Source organism: Polaribacter sp. P097, assembly GCF_036864555.1.
Taxonomy (GTDB): Bacteria; Bacteroidota; Bacteroidia; order Flavobacteriales; family Flavobacteriaceae; genus Polaribacter.
In genome coordinates, this window is sequence record NZ_JAZETJ010000001.1 from 482,193 (window position 1) to 502,760 (window position 20,568).

At 30.0% G+C, this 20,568-nt stretch carries 12 protein-coding genes; 4 read left to right on the forward strand and 8 right to left on the reverse strand.

What is annotated here, in order from left to right:
* Window positions 1–18: 18 nt before the first annotated feature.
* From V7R38_RS02390 to tig, 5 genes are all read right to left on the reverse strand, one after another.
* Entirely contained in the window at window positions 19–150 is a 132-nt protein-coding gene (locus V7R38_RS02390; protein ID WP_015481941.1) for a hypothetical protein, read from the reverse strand.
* 425 nt (window positions 151–575) lie between these two features.
* Window positions 576–2,588 carry a DNA primase gene (gene dnaG, locus V7R38_RS02395; protein WP_334055892.1) on the reverse strand — a complete coding sequence of 671 codons (2,013 nt, stop codon included), beginning with the start codon at window positions 2,586–2,588 and terminating at the stop codon, window positions 576–578.
* A gap of 118 nt (window positions 2,589–2,706) precedes the next feature.
* Entirely contained in the window at window positions 2,707–3,945 is a 1,239-nt protein-coding gene (gene clpX, locus V7R38_RS02400; protein ID WP_015481939.1) for an ATP-dependent Clp protease ATP-binding subunit ClpX, read from the reverse strand.
* A 42-nt stretch (window positions 3,946–3,987) separates the two neighbouring features.
* Window positions 3,988–4,647 carry an ATP-dependent Clp endopeptidase proteolytic subunit ClpP gene (gene clpP / locus V7R38_RS02405; RefSeq protein WP_015481938.1) on the reverse strand — a complete coding sequence of 220 codons (660 nt, stop codon included), beginning with the start codon at window positions 4,645–4,647 and terminating at the stop codon, window positions 3,988–3,990.
* A gap of 150 nt (window positions 4,648–4,797) precedes the next feature.
* Window positions 4,798–6,120, reverse strand: a complete 1,323-nt coding sequence (gene tig / locus V7R38_RS02410; protein ID WP_334055893.1) for a trigger factor — start codon at window positions 6,118–6,120, stop codon at window positions 4,798–4,800.
* 221 nt (window positions 6,121–6,341) lie between these two features.
* Here tig and pyrH point away from each other — a divergent pair, with 221 nt between their 5' ends.
* From pyrH to V7R38_RS02430, 4 genes are all read left to right on the forward strand, one after another.
* Entirely contained in the window at window positions 6,342–7,049 is a 708-nt protein-coding gene (gene pyrH, locus V7R38_RS02415) for a UMP kinase (protein WP_015481936.1), read from the forward strand.
* A 26-nt stretch (window positions 7,050–7,075) separates the two neighbouring features.
* Complete coding sequence (frr, locus tag V7R38_RS02420; RefSeq protein ID WP_015481935.1) at window positions 7,076–7,630, forward strand: ribosome recycling factor; 555 nt, start codon at window positions 7,076–7,078, stop codon at window positions 7,628–7,630.
* 80 nt (window positions 7,631–7,710) lie between these two features.
* Window positions 7,711–10,089 (forward strand): efflux RND transporter permease subunit, encoded by a 2,379-nt coding sequence (locus tag V7R38_RS02425; RefSeq protein WP_334055894.1) that lies wholly within the window; start codon window positions 7,711–7,713, stop codon window positions 10,087–10,089.
* A 177-nt stretch (window positions 10,090–10,266) separates the two neighbouring features.
* Window positions 10,267–10,995 (forward strand): LuxR C-terminal-related transcriptional regulator, encoded by a 729-nt coding sequence (locus tag V7R38_RS02430; RefSeq protein ID WP_334055895.1) that lies wholly within the window; start codon window positions 10,267–10,269, stop codon window positions 10,993–10,995.
* Window positions 10,996–10,997: 2 nt separating this feature from the next.
* Here the strand turns inward: V7R38_RS02430 and V7R38_RS02435 are convergent, their stop codons facing one another.
* The 3 genes from V7R38_RS02435 to V7R38_RS02445 form a co-directional block, all read right to left on the reverse strand.
* On the reverse strand, window positions 10,998–12,029 hold the full coding sequence (locus tag V7R38_RS02435; protein ID WP_334055896.1) for a hypothetical protein: 1,032 nt from the start codon (window positions 12,027–12,029) through the stop codon (window positions 10,998–11,000).
* A gap of 79 nt (window positions 12,030–12,108) precedes the next feature.
* Window positions 12,109–19,710: a leucine-rich repeat domain-containing protein gene (locus V7R38_RS02440; protein WP_334055897.1), complete on the reverse strand. Its 7,602-nt coding sequence runs from the start codon at window positions 19,708–19,710 to the stop codon at window positions 12,109–12,111.
* Window positions 19,711–19,789: 79 nt separating this feature from the next.
* On the reverse strand, window positions 19,790–20,539 hold the full coding sequence (locus V7R38_RS02445) for a response regulator transcription factor (RefSeq protein ID WP_334055898.1): 750 nt from the start codon (window positions 20,537–20,539) through the stop codon (window positions 19,790–19,792).
* Window positions 20,540–20,568 lie beyond the last annotated feature (29 nt).

A 20,568-nucleotide genomic window follows, 5' to 3' on the forward strand; every position in this document is an offset into this window, starting at 1 on the left:
ATTTTGTTACTTTCCTTTTTATAAAAGGTTAGCTGCAACCATCATTTTCTTAATTCTCATGTAAGCTCTTCTCTTAGAACCATTTGAAATTTCGAATGGTAAGAAAATAAATAGTTGAATAATTTTTAAAATTTGTAATACTCTTTTCATAATGTGCGATTTCTTTTTCTTGCGCCAAATATACAAAAAAACAATTAACAGGTATTATTAGAAGGTTTTATTTAAAGTTTTAGAATGAATGTTAATATTAAGATAACATTCTGAATCAATTCACTTTACATTTTGCTTTTACAACAAACGTGCAGATATCATTAACTTTTTTATTCTAATTGATGACTTCTTTTTTGAACCATTTGAGATATCAAAAGGCAGTTTTAAAAACAAGTGGGCAATCTTTATAATACTTACTATTCGTTTCACTGTAGCTTAACTTTTTCTGTTCAAAAATACTACGAAACACTAGTTGAAACAAAGGATATACACCCTTTTTGGAAAGTTTTATGGAAATGTAAATATCAATATCTATAATTTATTGTTATCCTAAAATAAGGTATTGAAATATGGTAAACTCTTAATTAAACTACTCTATTAAGTTTATTAAATAGCTTCATTTTTAGTGAAGTATAGTCTTTAATCATCTCTAAATCTAAAACAGGAGCTTCATTGTCTTTAGCTTCATTCATTAACTCCTCTATTTTTTTACCAATTAAAATCCTTCTTAGGTTAAAAACAGAATCATTTACAGCTTTGTATAGCACTTCTGTTGCTTTGGTTACAAAAATGTTTTGACCTTCCCAATTACTTAATTGATGTTTTTCTTCATCCATTAAAATAGAAGTTACTGTATTTGCAATAGAAGGGTTAGGATGATTGACTAAACTATCAATATTTAATTTGTCTGATTGATTTATTTGATGAATAACTTCTGTATATATTTCTTGAAAAATATCATTCGAAAATTCGATTTCATCATCATGCAAATGCACATATATTTCTGCAGAAACCGTGTTTTGATATGTTCTTGTTGTTATGGTTTCTTTACCATCTTCATCAACATTTATAATTTCTTCTATAAAATCTACTTGCTCATTACCATAAAGCAACAAAATTCTAATAATTTCTCTTTCTAATATAGATAATTCATCTACCTTTTTAAAAGCAACTGCACCACCTTTTACTACACCCATTTGTGCCTGTTCTAGTTCTGCAAAATACTCAGGAGGTGGTTGGTTCGGATCTTGATTAGAAGGTGCTTGCGGTTTACTTTTTCTAGCTTTATTAGTAACCTCTTTCTTTAAAAGTTGTGCCAATTCACTAAACAAAACACGTTCAGAAATTTCCATAATTCTAGAACATTCTTGTATGTAAACTTCACGTTGAATAGAATCTGGAATTTTAGAAATACTAGTTACAATATCTCTAATTACACCTGCCTTTTTTACAGGATCATTATTAGAATCTTTTAATAAAAGTGAAACTTTAAAGTTGATGAAATCTTGAGCAGAATCTTCTAGATAAGCTTTAAGCTCAGAATTGGTATGCGCTTTTGCAAAACTATCAGGATCTTCACCATCAGGAAATTGAACCACTTTAACGTTCATTCCTTGCTCTAAAATTAAGTCTATACCACGAATTGAAGCTCTAATTCCTGCTGCATCACCATCAAAAAGAACTGTAATATTTTTGGTTAACCTGTTTACCAAACGAATTTGATCTGAAGTTAATGCTGTACCTGAAGAGGCTACTACATTTTCTACATTAGATTGATTAAATGAAATTACATCTGTATAACCTTCTACCAAATAACAATTATCTTGTTTGGCAATTTCTTTTTTGGCCTGATAAATTCCGTAAAGAATTTTACTCTTATGATAAATATCGCTTTCAGGAGAATTAAGATATTTTGCGGCTTTTTTATCGGCTTTTAAAATTCTACCTCCAAAACCTAAAATTCTACCAGACATGGAATGTATAGGAAACATCACTCTGCCTTTAAAACGATCGAATTGTTTGTTTTCTTTTACAATGGTTAAACCTGTAGAAGCTAAATATTTTAAATCGTAACCTTTGGCTAAAGCTGCATTTGTAAAATTATCCCATTCATCTAAACAATAGCCTAAATCAAACTTTTTAATAGTTTCATCTGTAAAACCACGCTCTTTAAAATAACTTAAACCAATGGCTTTACCTTGGTTCGTGTTTAGCATTAAATCGTGAAAATAATCTTTAGCAAATTTTGAAACTAGAAACATGCTTTCACGCTCATTCATTTGCGCTTTTTGCTCATCTGTTTGCTCAGTTTCTTCTATTTCTATATTGTACCTTTTTGCCAACCACTTTATGGCTTCTGGGTACGAATAATGCTCATGCTCCATTAAGAAAGAAATAGCATTACCTCCTTTTCCTGTAGAAAAATCTTTCCAAATTTGTTTAACAGGAGATACCATGAATGATGGCGATTTTTCATCTGTAAAAGGACTTAATCCCTTAAAATTACTTCCTGCTTTTTTAAGCTGAACAAACTCACCAATAACCTCCTCTACTCTTGCAGATTCAAAAACTCGGTCTATGGTACTTCTAGAAATCATGATTTAATTTTGTAAAACAGTAAACAAATATAAACTTTGTTTACAAAACGAAATTGTATAAAAACAAAAACCTCACTAAAATTAAATAGCGAGGTTTAGTATTTAATAATTTGATAATTTATGAAGCTGCTCTTAACTTTTTTAAGGTTGTATTAGATAATTTAGCTTCTGCGTAATCTTTGGTTACATTGAATTCTTTTTCTTCTGAACTTGGTAAATCGAACATAGCATCTGTAAAAATAGCTTCACATAAAGAACGTAATCCTCTTGCACCTAATTTATACTCAACCGCCTTTTCTACAATATAATTTAAAGCTTCTTCATCTATAGTAAAGTTAACATCATCCATTACAAACAGCTTAGCATATTGTTTTATAATAGAATTTTTTGGCTCAGTTAAAATAGCTCTTAACGTTTTTGCATCTAAAGGATTCATGTAACTTAATACTGGTAAACGCCCTATAATCTCTGGAATTAATCCAAAAGATTTTAAATCTAAAGGTGTTATGTATTGTAGTAAATTATCTTCATCTAACTTGTCTTCTTCTAAAGATGCACCAAAACCAACAGCTTGCCTGTTTAAACGTTTGCTAATAATTTTATCTATACCAGAAAATGCCCCACCAGCAATAAATAAAATATCTTTGGTATTTACTTCTATAAATTTTTGCTCTGGATGTTTTCTACCTCCTTTAGGCGCAACATTTACCACAGAACCTTCTAGTAGTTTTAATAATGCTTGTTGTACACCTTCACCAGAAACGTCTCTTGTAATTGATGGATTATCACCTTTTCTTGCAATTTTATCAATTTCATCTATAAAAACAATACCTCTTTCTGCCTTTTCTACATCATAATCTGCAACCTGCAACAACCTACTTAAAATGCTTTCAACATCTTCACCAACATAACCTGCTTGTGTTAAAACTGTAGCATCTACAATAGAAAAAGGTACATTTAACATTTTTGCAATTGTTTTTGCAACCAAGGTTTTACCTGTACCAGTTTCCCCCACTAAAACAATGTTAGATTTTTCAATCTCTACATCATCCTCTGTATTTTTATCTTGTAACAATCTCTTGTAATGATTGTAAACTGCAACAGCCATTGCTCTTTTAGTTTCATCTTGACCAATAATATATTGATCTAAAAACTCTTTTATTTGCAATGGTTTTTTTAGCGTTAAATCTTTAGATAAACTAGATGTTTTTGCTTCCGAAATTTCCTCTTCTACAATACCATGTGCTTGCTCTATACATTTATCGCAAATATGGGCATCCATACCAGCAATTAGTAAATCTGTTTCGGCTTTTTTCCGTCCACAAAATGAACATTCTAAGTTTTCTTCTTTCGACATTATAATCTGCTTTTTACTTTTGCTTTAATTGATGTTTGGGCTTTATTTTCTAGCTAAAACTTCATCAATCATTCCATATTCTTTAGCTTCATCTGCTTTCATCCAATAATCTCTATCAGAATCGTTATGTACTTTTTCTACAGTTTGACCTGAATGATTTGCAATAATTGCATACAACTCATCTTTTAATTTTAAGATTTCTCTTGCAGTAATTTCGATATCTGAAGCCTGACCTTGAGCACCTCCTAAAGGTTGATGAATCATAATTCTTGAATGAGGTAAAGCAGAACGTTTACCTTTTTCTCCTGCACACATTAAAACAGCACCCATGGATGCAGCCATACCTGTACAAATTGTAGCAACATCTGGCTTTATGAATTGCATGGTATCATAAATACCTAAACCTGCATATACACCTCCTCCTGGAGAATTAATGTATATTGATATGTCTTTATTGGCATCTACACTTTCTAAAAACAATAACTGTGCTTGTATAATATTTGCTACTTGATCATTAATTCCTGTTCCTAGAAATATAATTCTATCCATCATTAAACGCGAAAAAACATCCATTTGAGTAATATTCATTTGGCGTTCTTCCATAATATATGGAGTTAAACTACTTGTGATTTTTGTATAGCTAGTACTACTAATACCATGATGTTTAGTAGCGTATTTTTCGAACTCTTTTCCGTAATTCATGTCTTAAAGTCTTTAAATTATTGGTTGTGTAAAGATAAGAACTATTCTCTTAATATTGTGTTACATTTTAAAACGAAAAACCTGAGCTCAAAAGCTCAGGTTTTTAATATTTATTGCATTCTAAAACAACTTTTAGATTGCTACTTAAACCTATTTATAAACTTCTTTAATAAACTCTTCGTAAGTAACTTCTTTTGTTTTAAAGTTCATGTTTTCTTTAAAGAAAGCTAACAATTTCTGGCTAATTAATTGCCCTTGCAATTTTTGAGCCTCATCTTGGTTTTGTAAGATTCTACCAGCAATATCATCTAACTCTTTTTCTTCTGGATTCATGTTACCAAATTGAGCCATTTGCTGACGGATAAATCCTTTAGCATAATCTACCAATTCTTTATAATCTAATTTGATATCATTATCTTTCATAATCTTACCTTCGATTAATTGATAACGTAATCCTTTTTCTGATTTTTCATATTCAGCAGCAGCCTCTTCAGCTGTTAATTCTTTTTCGCCAGCAGTTGCTAACCATTTTTTAAGAAATTCTGCAGGTAAATCAAACTTTGTATTTTCAATTAAATACTCTTGTACAGCATTTAACAATTGCTGATCTCCTTGTTGTGCGAATTGTATTTCTGCATCTTCCTTAATTTTTTCTCTTAATTCGGTTACAGTAGAAACACTACCATCTACAAAAAGTTTATCAAACAATTCTTTATCTAAATCAGCTGGTTCTGTTTTGGTAATATCTTCTACAGTTAAAGTAACTGTTACATCTAAATCATGAATTATATCATGTTCTACACCTAAAATGTGTTGTAATTTATGATCGTCTTCAAAAAGTTTCTTAGTACCTAATTCTATAACATCGCCTACTTTAGCGCCAATTACTTTTTTCTCGTTCTTTTTACCCTTTAAATCATTTACTAAGAAAGTAGATTTTTTATTGATACCTGCTTCTTCATTTACAAAAGTACCAGTTACATTAGAATGCTCAGTTGCTTCTTCTATGGCACTCATTTTTCCATAACGAGTCTGAATATTTTTCACTTCTTCATCAATCAATTCTTCAGTTGCAACAATATTGTACTGTTTAACTTTATTTTTTGCTGATAAATCAACATCAAATTCTGGTGCTAAACCTAATTCAAATTCAAATGTAAAAGTATCTGCATCCCAATTAAAGTCTTCGTTTACTCTTGGTAATGGATTACCTAAAATATCTAACTTTTCTTCAGTTAAAAATTTATTTAATGAATCTTGTATAAGTTTGTTAACTTCATCAATCATTACAGACTTACCATATTGCTTTTTAATCATTCCCATTGGCACATGCCCTTTTCTAAAACCTGGAATGTCTGCTTTTTTACGATAATCTGTTAAAACCTCTGTTACTTTAGCTTGATAGTCATCTGCAACAATATCAACTTTTACAACTGCATTTAATGCATCTACGTTTTCTTTTGTAATATTCATTTCTTATTAATCTCTAGTTCTTAAAAAATCGAGTGCAAAATTAGTCAATTTAATTAAGCCCACAAAAGTTTAAATAGTTCAATTTCAGTTATTTCGTTTTAGTTAAATATTTAAAAACTAAAACTATAAGACACATTTCATTATAAATAAAAAAAAACATTAATTTTGCACAACTCAAAATTTCTTATTTTTTAAGAAAGAATATCAAACAGCAATATAAAATGCAATACAAAAGAGTCCTTTTAAAATTAAGTGGAGAAGCGTTAATGGGTGAACGTCAATATGGAATAGACCCTAAACGCCTTGCAGAATATGCTAAAGAAATTAAAGAGGTGGTAGAAAAAGGTATTGAAGTTGCTATTGTAATTGGTGGTGGAAATATTTTTAGAGGTGTTGCAGGTGCCGCAAATGGTATGGATCGTGTTCAAGGTGATCATATGGGTATGTTAGCTACATGTATAAATGGTTTAGCATTGCAAAGTGCTTTAGAAGATGAAGATGTACACACCCGTTTGCAAACTGCTTTAGAAATAAAAGAAGTTGCTGAACCTTACATTAAACGAAAAGCAATTCGCCATTTAGAAAAAGGGAGAGTTGTTATTTTTGGTGCTGGTACAGGTAATCCATATTTTACGACAGATACAGCAGCTGTTTTAAGAGCAATAGAAATACAAGCAGATGCTATTTTAAAAGGTACTAGAGTTGATGGTGTGTATAATGCAGACCCAGAAAAAGTAAAAGACGCTGTAAAATTTGAATCTATTACATTTAAAGATGTAATTAATAAAGGTTTAAAAGTTATGGATATGACTGCTTTTACATTAAGTGAAGAAAATAAATTACCAATCATTATTTTTGATATGAATAAACAAGGAAACTTAATTCGATTAGTTTCTGGAGAAAAGGTTGGTACAATTGTAGAAAATTAAAATCTAACTTTTTAAATTTTAAAAAGATGAACGAAGAAATTGAATTTATTTTAGATACTGCTAAAGAAGCAATGGGTAATGCAATTACGCATTTAGAAAAAGAATTGGTATCTATCAGAGCTGGTAAAGCAACACCTGCTATGCTAAGTACAGTTATGGTAGATTATTATGGTTCTCAAACTCCATTAAGCCAAGTAGCAAATGTAAATACACCAGATGCTAGAACTTTAAGCATACAACCTTGGGAGAAAAACATGTTACAGCCAATAGAAAAAGCAATTCAAATTGCAAACCTTGGTTTAAACCCAATGAATAATGGTGATTTAATTATGATTAATGTACCACCATTAACTGAAGAACGCAGAAAAGGATTGGCAAAACAAGCAAAAGCAGAAGCAGAACATGCTAAGGTTGGTGTTAGAAATGCTAGAAAAGATGCAAATAACGATATTAAAAAAGTAGAGATTTCTGATGATATGAAAAAAATAGCTGAAGATGATGTTCAAAAGCTAACAGATACCTACGTTAAAAATATAGATGAAAAATTAGCTGTCAAAGAAAAAGAGATCATGACAATCTAAGATTTCGAAAGCAAAATTAAAAGAGTGTTTTACAAACACTCTTTTTTTATCAATACAATTACCCTTTATAAAAATAGTGAATGAATTTTTGGACTAAAGTTGCAGGTATCATCTTAAGAAACCGTTATTTGGTTTTAATAGGCATTGCAATAATTACAGCTTTGTTGGCTTCTCAAATGAAGTATATGAAATTTTCATATACAGAAGCTAATTTATTACCAGAAAATCATGAAGCTAATTTAGAATACAACAAATTTTTAGAAATTTTTGGTGAAGAAGGCAACCTTGTAATTCTAGGTATTAAAGATTCTACAGTATTTACACCAGCCAAATTTAATGCTTGGAATAGTTTAGTTGATCAATTTAATGATTTAGATGAAATTGACTTTACACTTTCTATTGCTGATGTTCAAAAATTAAAAGCAGACCGTAAACAACGAAAATTTATTTTAGAGCCTTTATATGATAAAGAGCCTTCTACTAAAGCAGAAGTTGAAACTATAAAAGATCAACTTTTTGAAAAGCTACCTTTCTACGACAATCTTCTATTTAATAAGGAGACTGGTACTTTACAGACTGCCATTTACATTAAAAGAGAAATTATAAATACTCCGAAAAGGAGAGATTTCATGTTCAATACATTAATTCCCATTATTGAAAAATTTGAAAAGGATTACAATGTAGATGTTCGAATTTCTGGTATGCCATATATTAGAACATTAAACGCCCAAAACATTCAAGATGAGATAATTTTATTTGTTGGTGGTGCCCTTTTAATAACAGCAGTAATATTTTTCTTCTTCTTTAGGTCTTACAGAGCCACATTCATCACTCTTTTAGTAGTAATGGTTGGTGTAACTTGGGCTTTTGGATTTATTGGTTTATTTCGATTTGAAATAACAGTATTATCAGCCTTAATACCACCTTTAATAATTGTTATTGGTGTGCCAAATGCTGTATTCTTAATTAATAAATACCAACAAGAAATAAAAAAACACGGTCAGCAAGCTAAGGCATTACAAAGAGTAATTTCTAAAATTGGGAATGCTACTTTAATGACCAATATTACAACTGCATCTGGTTTTGCAACCTTTGTTTTTGTAAAAAGTTCGCTTTTACGTGAATTTGGAATTCTAGCTTCAGTAAATATTGTAAGTATATTTATTCTTGCTTTATTGATTATTCCAATCATATACAGTTTTATGCCTTTACCTAAAAAGAAGCATTTAAATCATTTAGAAAGAAGATGGATTGAAAATGTGGTAAATTGGATGGAAAAAACCGTAAAAGAACAAAGAATTGCCATTTATTTTGCCACAGTTATTGTTATTGTTTTAGGTATTATTGGTGTTTATAAAATTAGAGTTTCTGGTAGCTTAATAGAAGACATGCCTAAAAGTATGGGCTTCTATAAAGACATTAAGTTTTTCGAAAAAGAGTTTGGTGGTATTATGCCTTTAGAAATTTTTATAGATACTAAAAAGGACAAAGGTGTTATGAAATTATCTACCTTAAAAAAGATGGATGAACTCAATGAAACTATTGAATCTTTTCCTGAATTATCTAAGCCAATATCAATAGTTAATTTGGTTAAATATTCTAAGCAAGCCTATTATAAGGGCAATCCAAAATACTATCAATTGCCCACAAGTCAAGAGCAAAGTTATATATTTTCTTATACCAAAAACTCTAATTCTGATGCTGGAATGCTGAATACTTTTGTAGATTCTACAGGACGTTATGCAAGAATTACCACGTTTATGAAAGACATTGGTACAGATAAAATGGATGTTATTCAAGAACGTTTACAAGCTGTAATTGATAAGGAGTTTCCTTCTGAAAAATATGCTGTTTCTATTACAGGTAAAGCCTTAGTTTTTATTAAAGGAACAAATTATTTAATAACCAATTTGGTTTTCTCTTTATCCTTAGCCATTTTACTAATTGCATTGTTTATGGCTTGGATGTTTAGATCACCACAAATGATACTAATTTCGCTAATTCCTAACATATTACCTTTGTTAATCACAGCAGGTCTTATGGGCTTTTTAGATATTCCAATAAAACCATCAACTATATTAGTATTTAGTATAGCATTTGGAATTTCTGTTGACGATACTATACATTTCCTAGCAAAATACAGACAGGAATTGATCTCAAATAAATGGAAAATTAAACCCTCTGTTTATGCTGCTTTGCGTGAAACTGGAGTGAGTATGTTCTATACATCAATTGTATTATTTTTTGGCTTTTTAGTGTTTACACTTTCTAGCTTTGGAGGTACAATTGCACTTGGTGGTTTGGTTTCTGTAACACTATTATTAGCAATGGTATCTAACCTACTGCTTTTACCATCTTTACTTTTAACATTCGAAAAGAAGATTGCAAACAAAAAAGTGTTCAGAGAACCCGCAATGAAAATTATACCACCCAAAGATTTAGAAGAGTCTTCTAAATAAAAAACCTTTACTAATTAACTCATTAGTAAAGGCTTATCTTGGAGGATTATAATAAATATATCAAACATTTCTTTTCATAGCAATTTTTATTTCTTGTTCAATAGATTTATATCAAAAATAAGCTAGTATTCTATAATTTACAACTGTGTTTTTACGCAGTTTTTGTATCTTAGACTTATGAAAAGTGAGTTTGGTAAATATACTAGAGATAGAGTTTCTGATGTTCCTTTTGACATTGAAGACCCTTTGTATACTGAATATAAAGAGAAAGTTCCACTATTTATGGGGCAAGCTGTTTATATCTATTCTTTTGTAAAACAAAGAATGGTATTTGCTAATGGATGGGAAGAATTGTTGGGTTATAAAAATGATGAAATTACCCTCTATAAAATTGTAAACTCTACCTCTAAAAGACACTTTAATTTTTCTAATGAATTGAATGACAAAGCTCTGCAATACTTAAACACTTTAGACAAGGATTTAGATAAATATAGTTTTACAATAGAAGTAGAAAAAATACATAAAAACGGAACCATAGTTCCTTTATTCTCAAGAGTAGGTATATACAAATCTCATAATGGACAAATTCTTGAAGTTATTGGAATATCAGAAAAATTACATTCTAGAAATTTAGGAAACATTATGCAATATGCAGTTTTTGGACCGGAAACTTCTAATTTTGAAGAAAGTCTAGACCAAGAACTTTTTAGTGAATTTCGTATTTCTAATAGAGAAAAAGAAGCATTAGAACTAGCTGCAAAAGGATTTGCCTTTAAAGAGATTGCTAAAAAGCTAAATGTGAGTCAGTCTGCGATAGAAAAGCGCATCATACCATTATATAAAAGATTTAAAGTAAACAGTTTACCACATTTAATTAGTTTTTCTTACGATAATTATATTCTATAATCTTACAGATTTATCGTGCTAATTTTATCTTGTTGAATTCCCATTGAAATAAGCATTGCTGCCCAAGAATCTGTAGCAATTTCTCTATTGCCTAAAACCCATATTACGTTTTTATTTTGCAACGTTTTTCTATTGTTACAATTTGGTTTTCCAAAATTATCTATAAAAGACAATAACTTTTCAGGTTTTATAAGTTCTTCCTTTATAGGATCTGTTGGGTTTATATCATCAATCATTAAAAACTCGGCTCCTCTCCAATCCCAAATTTCATGAGCTTCTAACACGTCATTCTCATCTTTAAAAAGATAATTGTACAATTTAATGGCATTTACATACAAACAGGCATAATTTTTAATACTTAATTCATTTAAAATACCTACTCCCAAACTAGTTTTCCCCGTATTTAAATTACCATAAATTAACAAATGATTTCCAACATCTGTAGCACTCAAAAAGTCATCAACAATATCTTTTTGATCTTTACTGATGTTAAAATCCCACTGACTTAATCTAAACTGAAAAGGGAAACGTGCATAAAATTGATACATTTTAGTAATGAACCAATACCTGCCAGCAATTAACAAATAAATGAAAAGCACTATGAGAACTATGTTTATTGTTTTATTCTCAAAACCAATCATACTAATGTAAAATAAACAAGCTCCTAAAGCAAAAAAACAAACATCAGTAAAGGTGTCAAAAGCAACATTAAGCCATTTGGGTTTAAACTTATAATTGGATTTTTTAGGTATATAAACAGCATCCGATTTCGATTCTTTTTTAAGTAATAACGGACCTAAAAAATTATAAGCTTCAAAACAAAGCCAAAATAAACTTACGTACAATGCAGATTTTAACGGAGTTACATTAAACAATTGATATACTAGAAATGATGGAATGAAACCCAAAGATATATGTCCAAATTGATTGGCCACCCAAGCATAGGTTAACGTAATTCCCCTATGTGAATCTTTACCTATAGCATCTGCCTTAATTTGTTGAAAAATTCGTTTTACTGATATATGATTTTTCATCCGCCTAATTTTTTATAAATATAAAAAAACCAGACACTTTACAAGCATCTGGTTTACTAACATAATTAAAAAACACTTTTTACTTTTTCACTATTCTTTTTGTAACTTTTCCTTTTTCTGTAATCATATTAATTATGTAAATACCTTTAGATAAACTGGTAAGATTAATTTTATCTTTTGGTTTATGAAATACTCTAACTTTTTTTCCAATAGCGTTAAATACTTCTATTTCTTCTATTGAAATGTCATTACTAATTTTGATCTGTAATATTCCACTTACTGGGTTTGGATATAAAGAAACCTTATTTATTAGACTATTATCCTCTGTAGAAAGAGCAGCATCAAAATTTAATGTAATTGTTTCTGTGTCAATATCTAAATTAGTTATTACTGTATTAGAGACTTTACAATAATAAGAACCTGCATTTTGCAGATTAGCGTTATTTATTACTAAAGTTTTATTTGTTTCATTTGTAATTGGTGAAAAGTTCTTATACCATTGATATGTATTATTTACACCTGACACTTCTGCTGTAAAGGTTGTACTATAACCCTCGCCAAAATCTATAACTTGTTCTTCACCAACCTTAGCTTGATTTGTGTAACTAAATGCCTGTAAATTTTGATATGAATTGAATTCATTTTCAAAATCTCCAAATTGCAGTTTATTACCATTAATAAATAATTGTGCCAAGTTTGCATTATTTGTCAAGTCTGGTAATTGACCAAAGATTTCGTTATTTTGAAGATAAACAGTCTCTAAGGTTGACAAATTGCCTAACTCTGCAGGTAAACCTTCTATAGAATTACTATTTAAATAAATTGCTTTTAATGAAGTTAGATTACCAAAACTTGCTGGAAGATTACCTGAAATTTCATTAGAACTTAGTTGTAAGTTTACTAGCTTAGTTAAATCTCCAAAACTTTCTGGTAGTTCACCCTTCAAGCCATTACTGCTAAGCGATATATCTGTTATATGTTTTTCTCCATTTACTATTTTAGTAGTTATACCTTGCCATTTCGTAGCGTTAAATGGGTTGTTTATCATGGCTCTTGCTAAATTACCATCCCAATTGGTTTTATTAACCCAATTTGCACCATCTAAATTATTATACAAATCTACTAAGGCTTGAATTTCTTTCTCAGGCACATTGTTATAAAGCGTACAATCTTGCCCCCAAACAATACTTGGTGCACTTGTTGCAAAAGAACTTGCTTCCCAATCTGCAACTGTATTTTGAGGCACAGCAACACAATTTAAATATTGATTAGAAAAATCAAAACTTCTACGATACTGTCTTTCAGAATCATAGCCATTATCAAAAACTGATGGCGAAGTGCCTATTCTTAAACCTGTTATTTGATTAGATGAAACTGATAAATTGTCTAAATTAACCAAATTTGAAAAATCTAAATTTCCTTCTAATTGATTAGAGCTTAATTCTAATCTTTTTAAAGAGACAATGTTATTAATTTCTGTTGGAATGCTCTTTAAAACATATTCTTGGTTCTCAGAATTATATTGATTCGTAAACGTTAATTGTTCCAAATTAGCCAATTCACCTATTTCAGACGGAATTTCTGAAATAGCATTACTATTGAATTCTAGTTCCTTTAATTGCGTTAAATTTTTAATTACTGATGGAATGGTACCATCTAATAGATTGCTATTCAACTCAACTTTGGTAACATGTTTTTGACCGTTAATTATTGCAGTAGTTACCCCAAACCAAGCACCTACATTTCTTTTTTGAGTGGCATCATTTACCCAAGTTACCCCATTATAAGAACCAGATAAATCGTTTCTCCAACCATCGCCTTTTGTATTGTTATAGATTGCTATTAAAGCGCCTCTTTCTGTATCTGGAATAGAATTGTTGGTAACTGTTGCACAATTGTCTGAATAGACTACACCATTATCTATTTTATTATTTGCATCATTTGCTTCAGACAATTGCCAAGCCACTAACTCATCTGTTGGTACTTCTATACAACCTAGAGCGTTTCTTTTTGCTGTAAAATTCGTCACTGAATTAGCTCCAAAAATTGTTGGAGAAACGCCTATTTTTAAGTTTACAATATTATTATATTGTAGCTGTAATCTACTTAAAGCTGTTAATGCACTTATATCTATACTTCCTGAAAGGTTTTCATTATAATCTAATTCAAGGGTTTCAATATTTGTTAGATTATTTATTGTTATAGGTAGCGATTCTAATACATTTCTTTTTATTAAAAGCTGTTCCAAATTAATTAAATTCCCTATTGAACTTGGTAAAGCAGTCAATCCATTATCATTTAAGTATAAAAACTTTAATGTTGCTATATTTCCTATTTCATTTGGTAATGTAGTTAACACCTTTGCTCCTGTTTGTGGATTTTGTTGATTCGATAAATTCAAGTTCTCTAAACTTGTAAAATCTCCAATACCTGTTGTAATACTTTCCAACTGATTTCTCTCTAGATTTATAAACGTTACCTTTTCCATACCACCAAATTCTTCTGGTAAGCTTGTAAGGTTATTGTTCGCTAAATCTAAGTATTCTAGCTTATCTAATTCTCCTATACTTGCTGGCAATCCTGTAATATTTGCACTACCTATTCTAATTCTATTAAACTCTATTTTTATTAATTCTTTTAAATCTCCAAAAGACTCTGGTATATTTCCTGTAATTCCACTACCTATTAGATATAGTTCTGTTACATGCTTCTGCCCATCTACAATTGCTGTGGTTACTCCTCTCCAAGCACCAACATTGCTTAAACTATTTGGGTCTGTATCCCAAAACTCTCCTGTCCAAGTGGTGTTTTCATCTGCTGTATTTTCTCCACCTCCTGTTGCTAAATAAAAATCAATTAATGCTTGCCTTTCATTTTGTGGAATTCTAAAACCTGTACAATTATCGCTAATAGCAACTCCATTATCTGTTTGTAACTGCGATGTATTCTCCCAAGCCGTAACTTGATCTGTTGGAACTTCAATACAACTCAAATTTGGATTCCTTGTTACATTAACACTAAAAGTTGGTGCAAAACCTATCTTTAAACCCGTTATTAAATTGCTTTGCAATTCTAATCCAGAAATAGAATGACCTAAAATTGTACTTACACTACTAAATGTAGTAATAGCACTTACGTCTATATCTCCTGTAATCTTATTATCTGAGGCTGCTAAACCTTTTAATGAAGTTAAATTATTAACTGTAGCTGGTAAACTTGTTAAAGTATAAGTGAAAATGTTGTTTTCCGTGAACCCTTGACGTGTTAAAAATAATCCCTCTAAATTTGATAAATTCCCTATTTCATCTGGTAAACCTGTTAATCTATTAGTGTATAAGTCTAAAACTTTTAAATTGGATAAATTCCCTATAGAACTTGGTAGAGTCTCAATAGCATTATTACGTAACAATAGGTGCTCTAAACTACTTAAATTCCCTATCGAACTCGGTAAAGTGGTTAAATCATTATTATTAAGAATTACCAATTGCTCTAAACTATTTAAATTTCCAATTCCATCAGGTAAAGCAGTCAATCCATTATCATTTAAGTATAAAAACTTTAATGTTGCTATATTTCCTATTTCATTTGGTAATGTAGTTAACATCTTTGCTCCTGTTTGTGGATTTTGTTGATTCGATAAATTCAAGTTCTCTAAACTTGTAAAATCTCCAATACCTGTTGTAATACTTTCCAACTGATTTCTCTCTAGATTTATAAACGTTACCTTTTCCATACCACCAAATTCTTCTGGTAAGCTTGTAAGGTTATTGTTCGCTAAATCTAAGTATTCTAACTTGTCTAATTCTCCTATGCTTGTTGGCAATCCTGTAATATTTGCACTACCTATTCTAATTCTATTAAACTCTATTTTTATTAATTCTTTTAAATCTCCAAAAGACTCTGGTATATTTCCTGTAATTCCACTACCTATTAGATATAGTTCTGTTACATGCTTTTGCCCATCTACAATTGCTGTGGTTACTCCTCTCCAAGCACCAACATTGCTTAAACTATTTGGGTCTGTATCCCAAAACTCTCCTGTCCAAGTGGTGTTTTCATCTGCTGTATTTTCTCCACCTCCTGTTGCTAAATAAAAATCAATTAATGCTTGCCTTTCATTTTGTGGAATTCTAAAACCTGTACAATTATCGCTAATAGCAACTCCATTATCTGTTTGTAACTGCGATGTATTCTCCCAAGCCGTAACTTGATCTGTTGGAACTTCAATACAACTCAAATTTGGATTCCTTGTTACATTAACACTAAAAGTTGGTGCAAAACCTATCTTTAAACCCGTTATTAAATTGCTTTGCAATTCTAATCCAGAAATAGAATGACCTAAAATTGTACTTACACTACTAAATGTAGTAATAGCACTTACGTCTATATCTCCTGTAATCTTATTATCTGAGGCTGCTAAACCTTTTAATGAAGTTAAATTATTAACTGTAGCTGGTAAACTTGTTAAAGTATAAGTGAAAATGTTGTTTTCCGTGAACCCTTGACGTGTTAAAAATAATCCCTCTAAATTTGATAAATTCCCTATTTCATCTGGTAAACCTGTTAATCTATTAGTGTATAAGTCTAAAACTTTTAAATTGGATAAATTCCCTATAGAACTTGGTAGAGTCTCAATAGCATTATTACGTAACAATAGGTGCTCTAAACTACTTAAATTCCCTATCGAACTCGGTAAAGTGGTTAAATCATTATTATTAAGAATTACCAATTGCTCTAAACTATTTAAATTTCCAATTCCATCAGGTAAAGCAGTCAATCCATTATCATTTAAGTATAAAAACTTTAATGTTGCTATATTTCCTATTTCATTTGGTAATGTAGTTAACATCTTTGCTCCTGTTTGTGGATTTTGTTGATTCGATAAATTCAAGTTCTCTAAACTTGTAAAATCTCCAATACCTGTTGTAATACTTTCCAACTGATTTCTCTCTAGATTTATAAACGTTACCTTTTCCATACCACCAAATTCTTCTGGTAAGCTTGTAAGGTTATTGTTCGCTAAATCTAAGTATTCTAACTTGTCTAATTCTCCTATGCTTGTTGGCAATCCTGTAATATTTGCACTACCTATTCTAATTCTATTAAACTCTATTTTTATTAATTCTTTTAAATCTCCAAAAGACTCTGGTATATTTCCTGTAATTCCACTACCTATTAGATATAGTTCTGTTACATGCTTTTGCCCATCTACAATTGCTGTGGTTACTCCTCTCCAAGCACCAACATTGCTTAAACTATTTGGGTCTGTATCCCAAAACTCTCCTGTCCAAGTGGTGTTTTCATCTGCTGTATTTTCTCCACCTCCTGTTGCTAAATAAAAATCAATTAATGCTTGCCTTTCATTTTGTGGAATTCTAAAACCTGTACAATTATCGCTAATAGCAACTCCATTATCTGTTTGTAACTGCGATGTATTCTCCCAAGCCGTAACTTGATCTGTTGGAACTTCAATACAACTCAAATTTGGATTCCTTGTTACATTAACACTAAAAGTTGGTGCAAAACCTATCTTTAAACCCGTTATTAAATTGCTTTGCAATTCTAATCCAGAAATAGAATGACCTAAAATTGTACTTACACTACTAAATGTAGTAATAGCACTTACGTCTATATCTCCTGTAATCTTATTATCTGAGGCTGCTAAACCTTTTAATGAAGTTAAATTATTAACTGTAGCTGGTAAACTTGTTAAAGTATAAGTGAAAATGTTGTTTTCCGTGAACCCTTGACGTGTTAAAAATAATCCCTCTAAATTTGATAAATTCCCTATTTCATCTGGTAAACCTGTTAATCTATTAGTGTATAAGTCTAAAACTTTTAAATTGGATAAATTCCCTATAGAACTTGGTAGAGTCTCAATAGCATTATTACGTAACAATAGGTGCTCTAAACTACTTAAATTCCCTATCGAACTCGGTAAAGTGGTTAAATCATTATTTTCCAAGCGCAATTCTGTCAACTTATTCAAATTCCCAATAGAATTAGGCAACTTTGTCAATTGATTATTATATAAAGTCAGTTCTTCCAAATCAATTAAATCTCCTAAATCTTCTGGTAAATCTGTATTAAAGTTTGGGTTGTCTTCTCCTAGTCTATTATTGTGTAAACGTAAAAACTTTAGTTTAGTAAAACCACCTAAACCAGCAACTACTTGCAGCTCATTATCATTTAAAAATAAGGTTTGTAGTTCTGTTAAATTGGCAAAAGCAGCAGGTGTATTTGATAGCTCACAATTGGCAAAATCTAAAAACTGTAGTTTGGTTAATTGCCCAAATTCACTAGGAATACTTGCAATGTTATTGGGTGCTGCTACCAACCTTGTAAGCTCTATTAAACCACCAATTTCTGGAGGTAATAAGGTAATTCTTGTATTGGCAAACTCTAAAATTTGTAATTTTTTTAAATTACCAATTGTTGTGGGTATTACATCTACTTGTGTATTGCTAAAATAGAGTTCTTCTAAATCTATAAAATTACCTAAACCATTTGCTATTGAATGTATTTGGTTGTTATTAAGGTTTAGTATTCTTAATTTTACCAAATCATAAAAATCACTAGGAATTTCAGTAATAGAATTATTATTCAAATACAATTCTTCTAATTTTGTAACATTTTTTAGTTCTGTAGCTATAGTATTAATCCCAGAACTTGGAATATGCAAATGTGTTAACTCTGTAAAAACACCTATTTCTGTTGGCATTTCTCCATTTACGGCTAAATTGGTTGTATGAATTTCTGTAACTCTAGTTTCTCCATTTATTACTTCGATTTCTAGCCACTCTGTGTCATTTATACCAGATTTAATAGTACTTGCATACGTGTAAGATTTGTTATCGTATAATTTTTTTAAAGCTTCTCGCTCATTTGCATTTGGAGTTGCTGTTTGATCTGCTTGGTCATAATCCACAATTCGTAAACCTAAATCGAAATAATCTTCTCTTAAATTTGTAAAAACTGAAACATTAGGTACTTCAATAAAAGCCAAGTTTGGCATATTTTTTACAGAAAAAGAAGTTGTTGAATTAAATACTGATGATATTATTCCATTACTTGGAAATTTTAAAAAACTAATATTGGATTCTGCTGGTATTATGGTTCTTAAATCTGGAAAAGAACTAAAATCTAATGTTCCTGAAATATCATTATAACCAATTGAAATAGTTTGAATTGATGAAGGAAACAGTTTTTCAGACACATTTCCTACAAATTTATTTCGAGTTAATTGTATATGAAGTAAATTAGTAAAGGATGTTAAATCTGGGATGCTTCCAGTTATTTGGTTACTAGATAACTGTAAAACATTTAGTGTTAATGGTAATTTGTTAATATCAATCTCACCAGAGATAGTATTATTAGCAATTTCCAAACGCAATAATTTTGTTAAATTTTTAAAATCTGGTAAATTGCCAACAAGGTTATTACTATTTAGAAATAATCTAGCAACATATTCTTGCCCATTACTATTTACTGTTGTAACCCCAAACCAAGTAGAAACATCAGAAGTAGAGTTTGGGTCTGTATCCCAATTGGTATTATTGGTCCAATTATCGCCATCTGTAGCGTTATAAAAATCGATTAATGCTTGTCTTTCTTGCTGAGAGACTTGAGCGTTTACAAAAAATGAGAAAAAAGTTAAGAATAAAAATAATTTTGTTTTCATAGCTATTTATTTTATGTTCAAAATTCATTAAAAATGGTACTGAAAGCAATACCTACTTTTAGGTATATTTAGATAATATTTAGCCGTAAGAATTCATAAACCTCAATAACTCTTTATTGCTTTCAAAGTTTAGTTTGGCTTTTATATTTTTATAGTGGGTTCTTACAGTATGCACAGAGATAAATAGCTTTTCTGCAATGGTTTGATGATTTTCTCTTTTTGAGATATACATCATTATTTCTTTTTCTCTATTGGTAAGCAAATTAAATTTCTTCTGATTATTAGTTTTGAAATTTTCTTTTTCCAACAAAATATTTAAAGATTTTAAAGTATGCTTTATATCTTTTGATGGCAGCCTAATTATCAAGTTATCTTCATCATCTAAACCATCAAAAAAGAACCTTTTCTTACTACTAGTTTGAGAAATTAACAATTCTTCTTCTAGCCATTTGCGAGCTAATTTTTCTGTAGCAAAATGTTTTGGTGCAATGCATGAGTGACATTTATCAAAAGATTCTAAAATGGTCAAATGAGCATATAAATCGCTACCAATTACAAAAGCACATTTTTTATTACCATTTTTTAATAGAGGAATATTTACATTTTCCTCTAACCAAATTTGTGTATCTGAATTAAGTTCTAGACTAAAATTCTTTTGCAACCAAAGTAAATTTTTAGCTCGATATTTTTTATACAAATAAACGAATGCTAACATTTCACTTTTAAAAATTTCTAAAGAATTTGGAGATGAAAGCCACTTTTGGATGATTAAATTACTTTCTACATCGTAAAAGGTTTGTAAATAATTACTCGAATAAATAGTTTCCATAGTTTGAATTGACTTTTCATTTTTTTTCT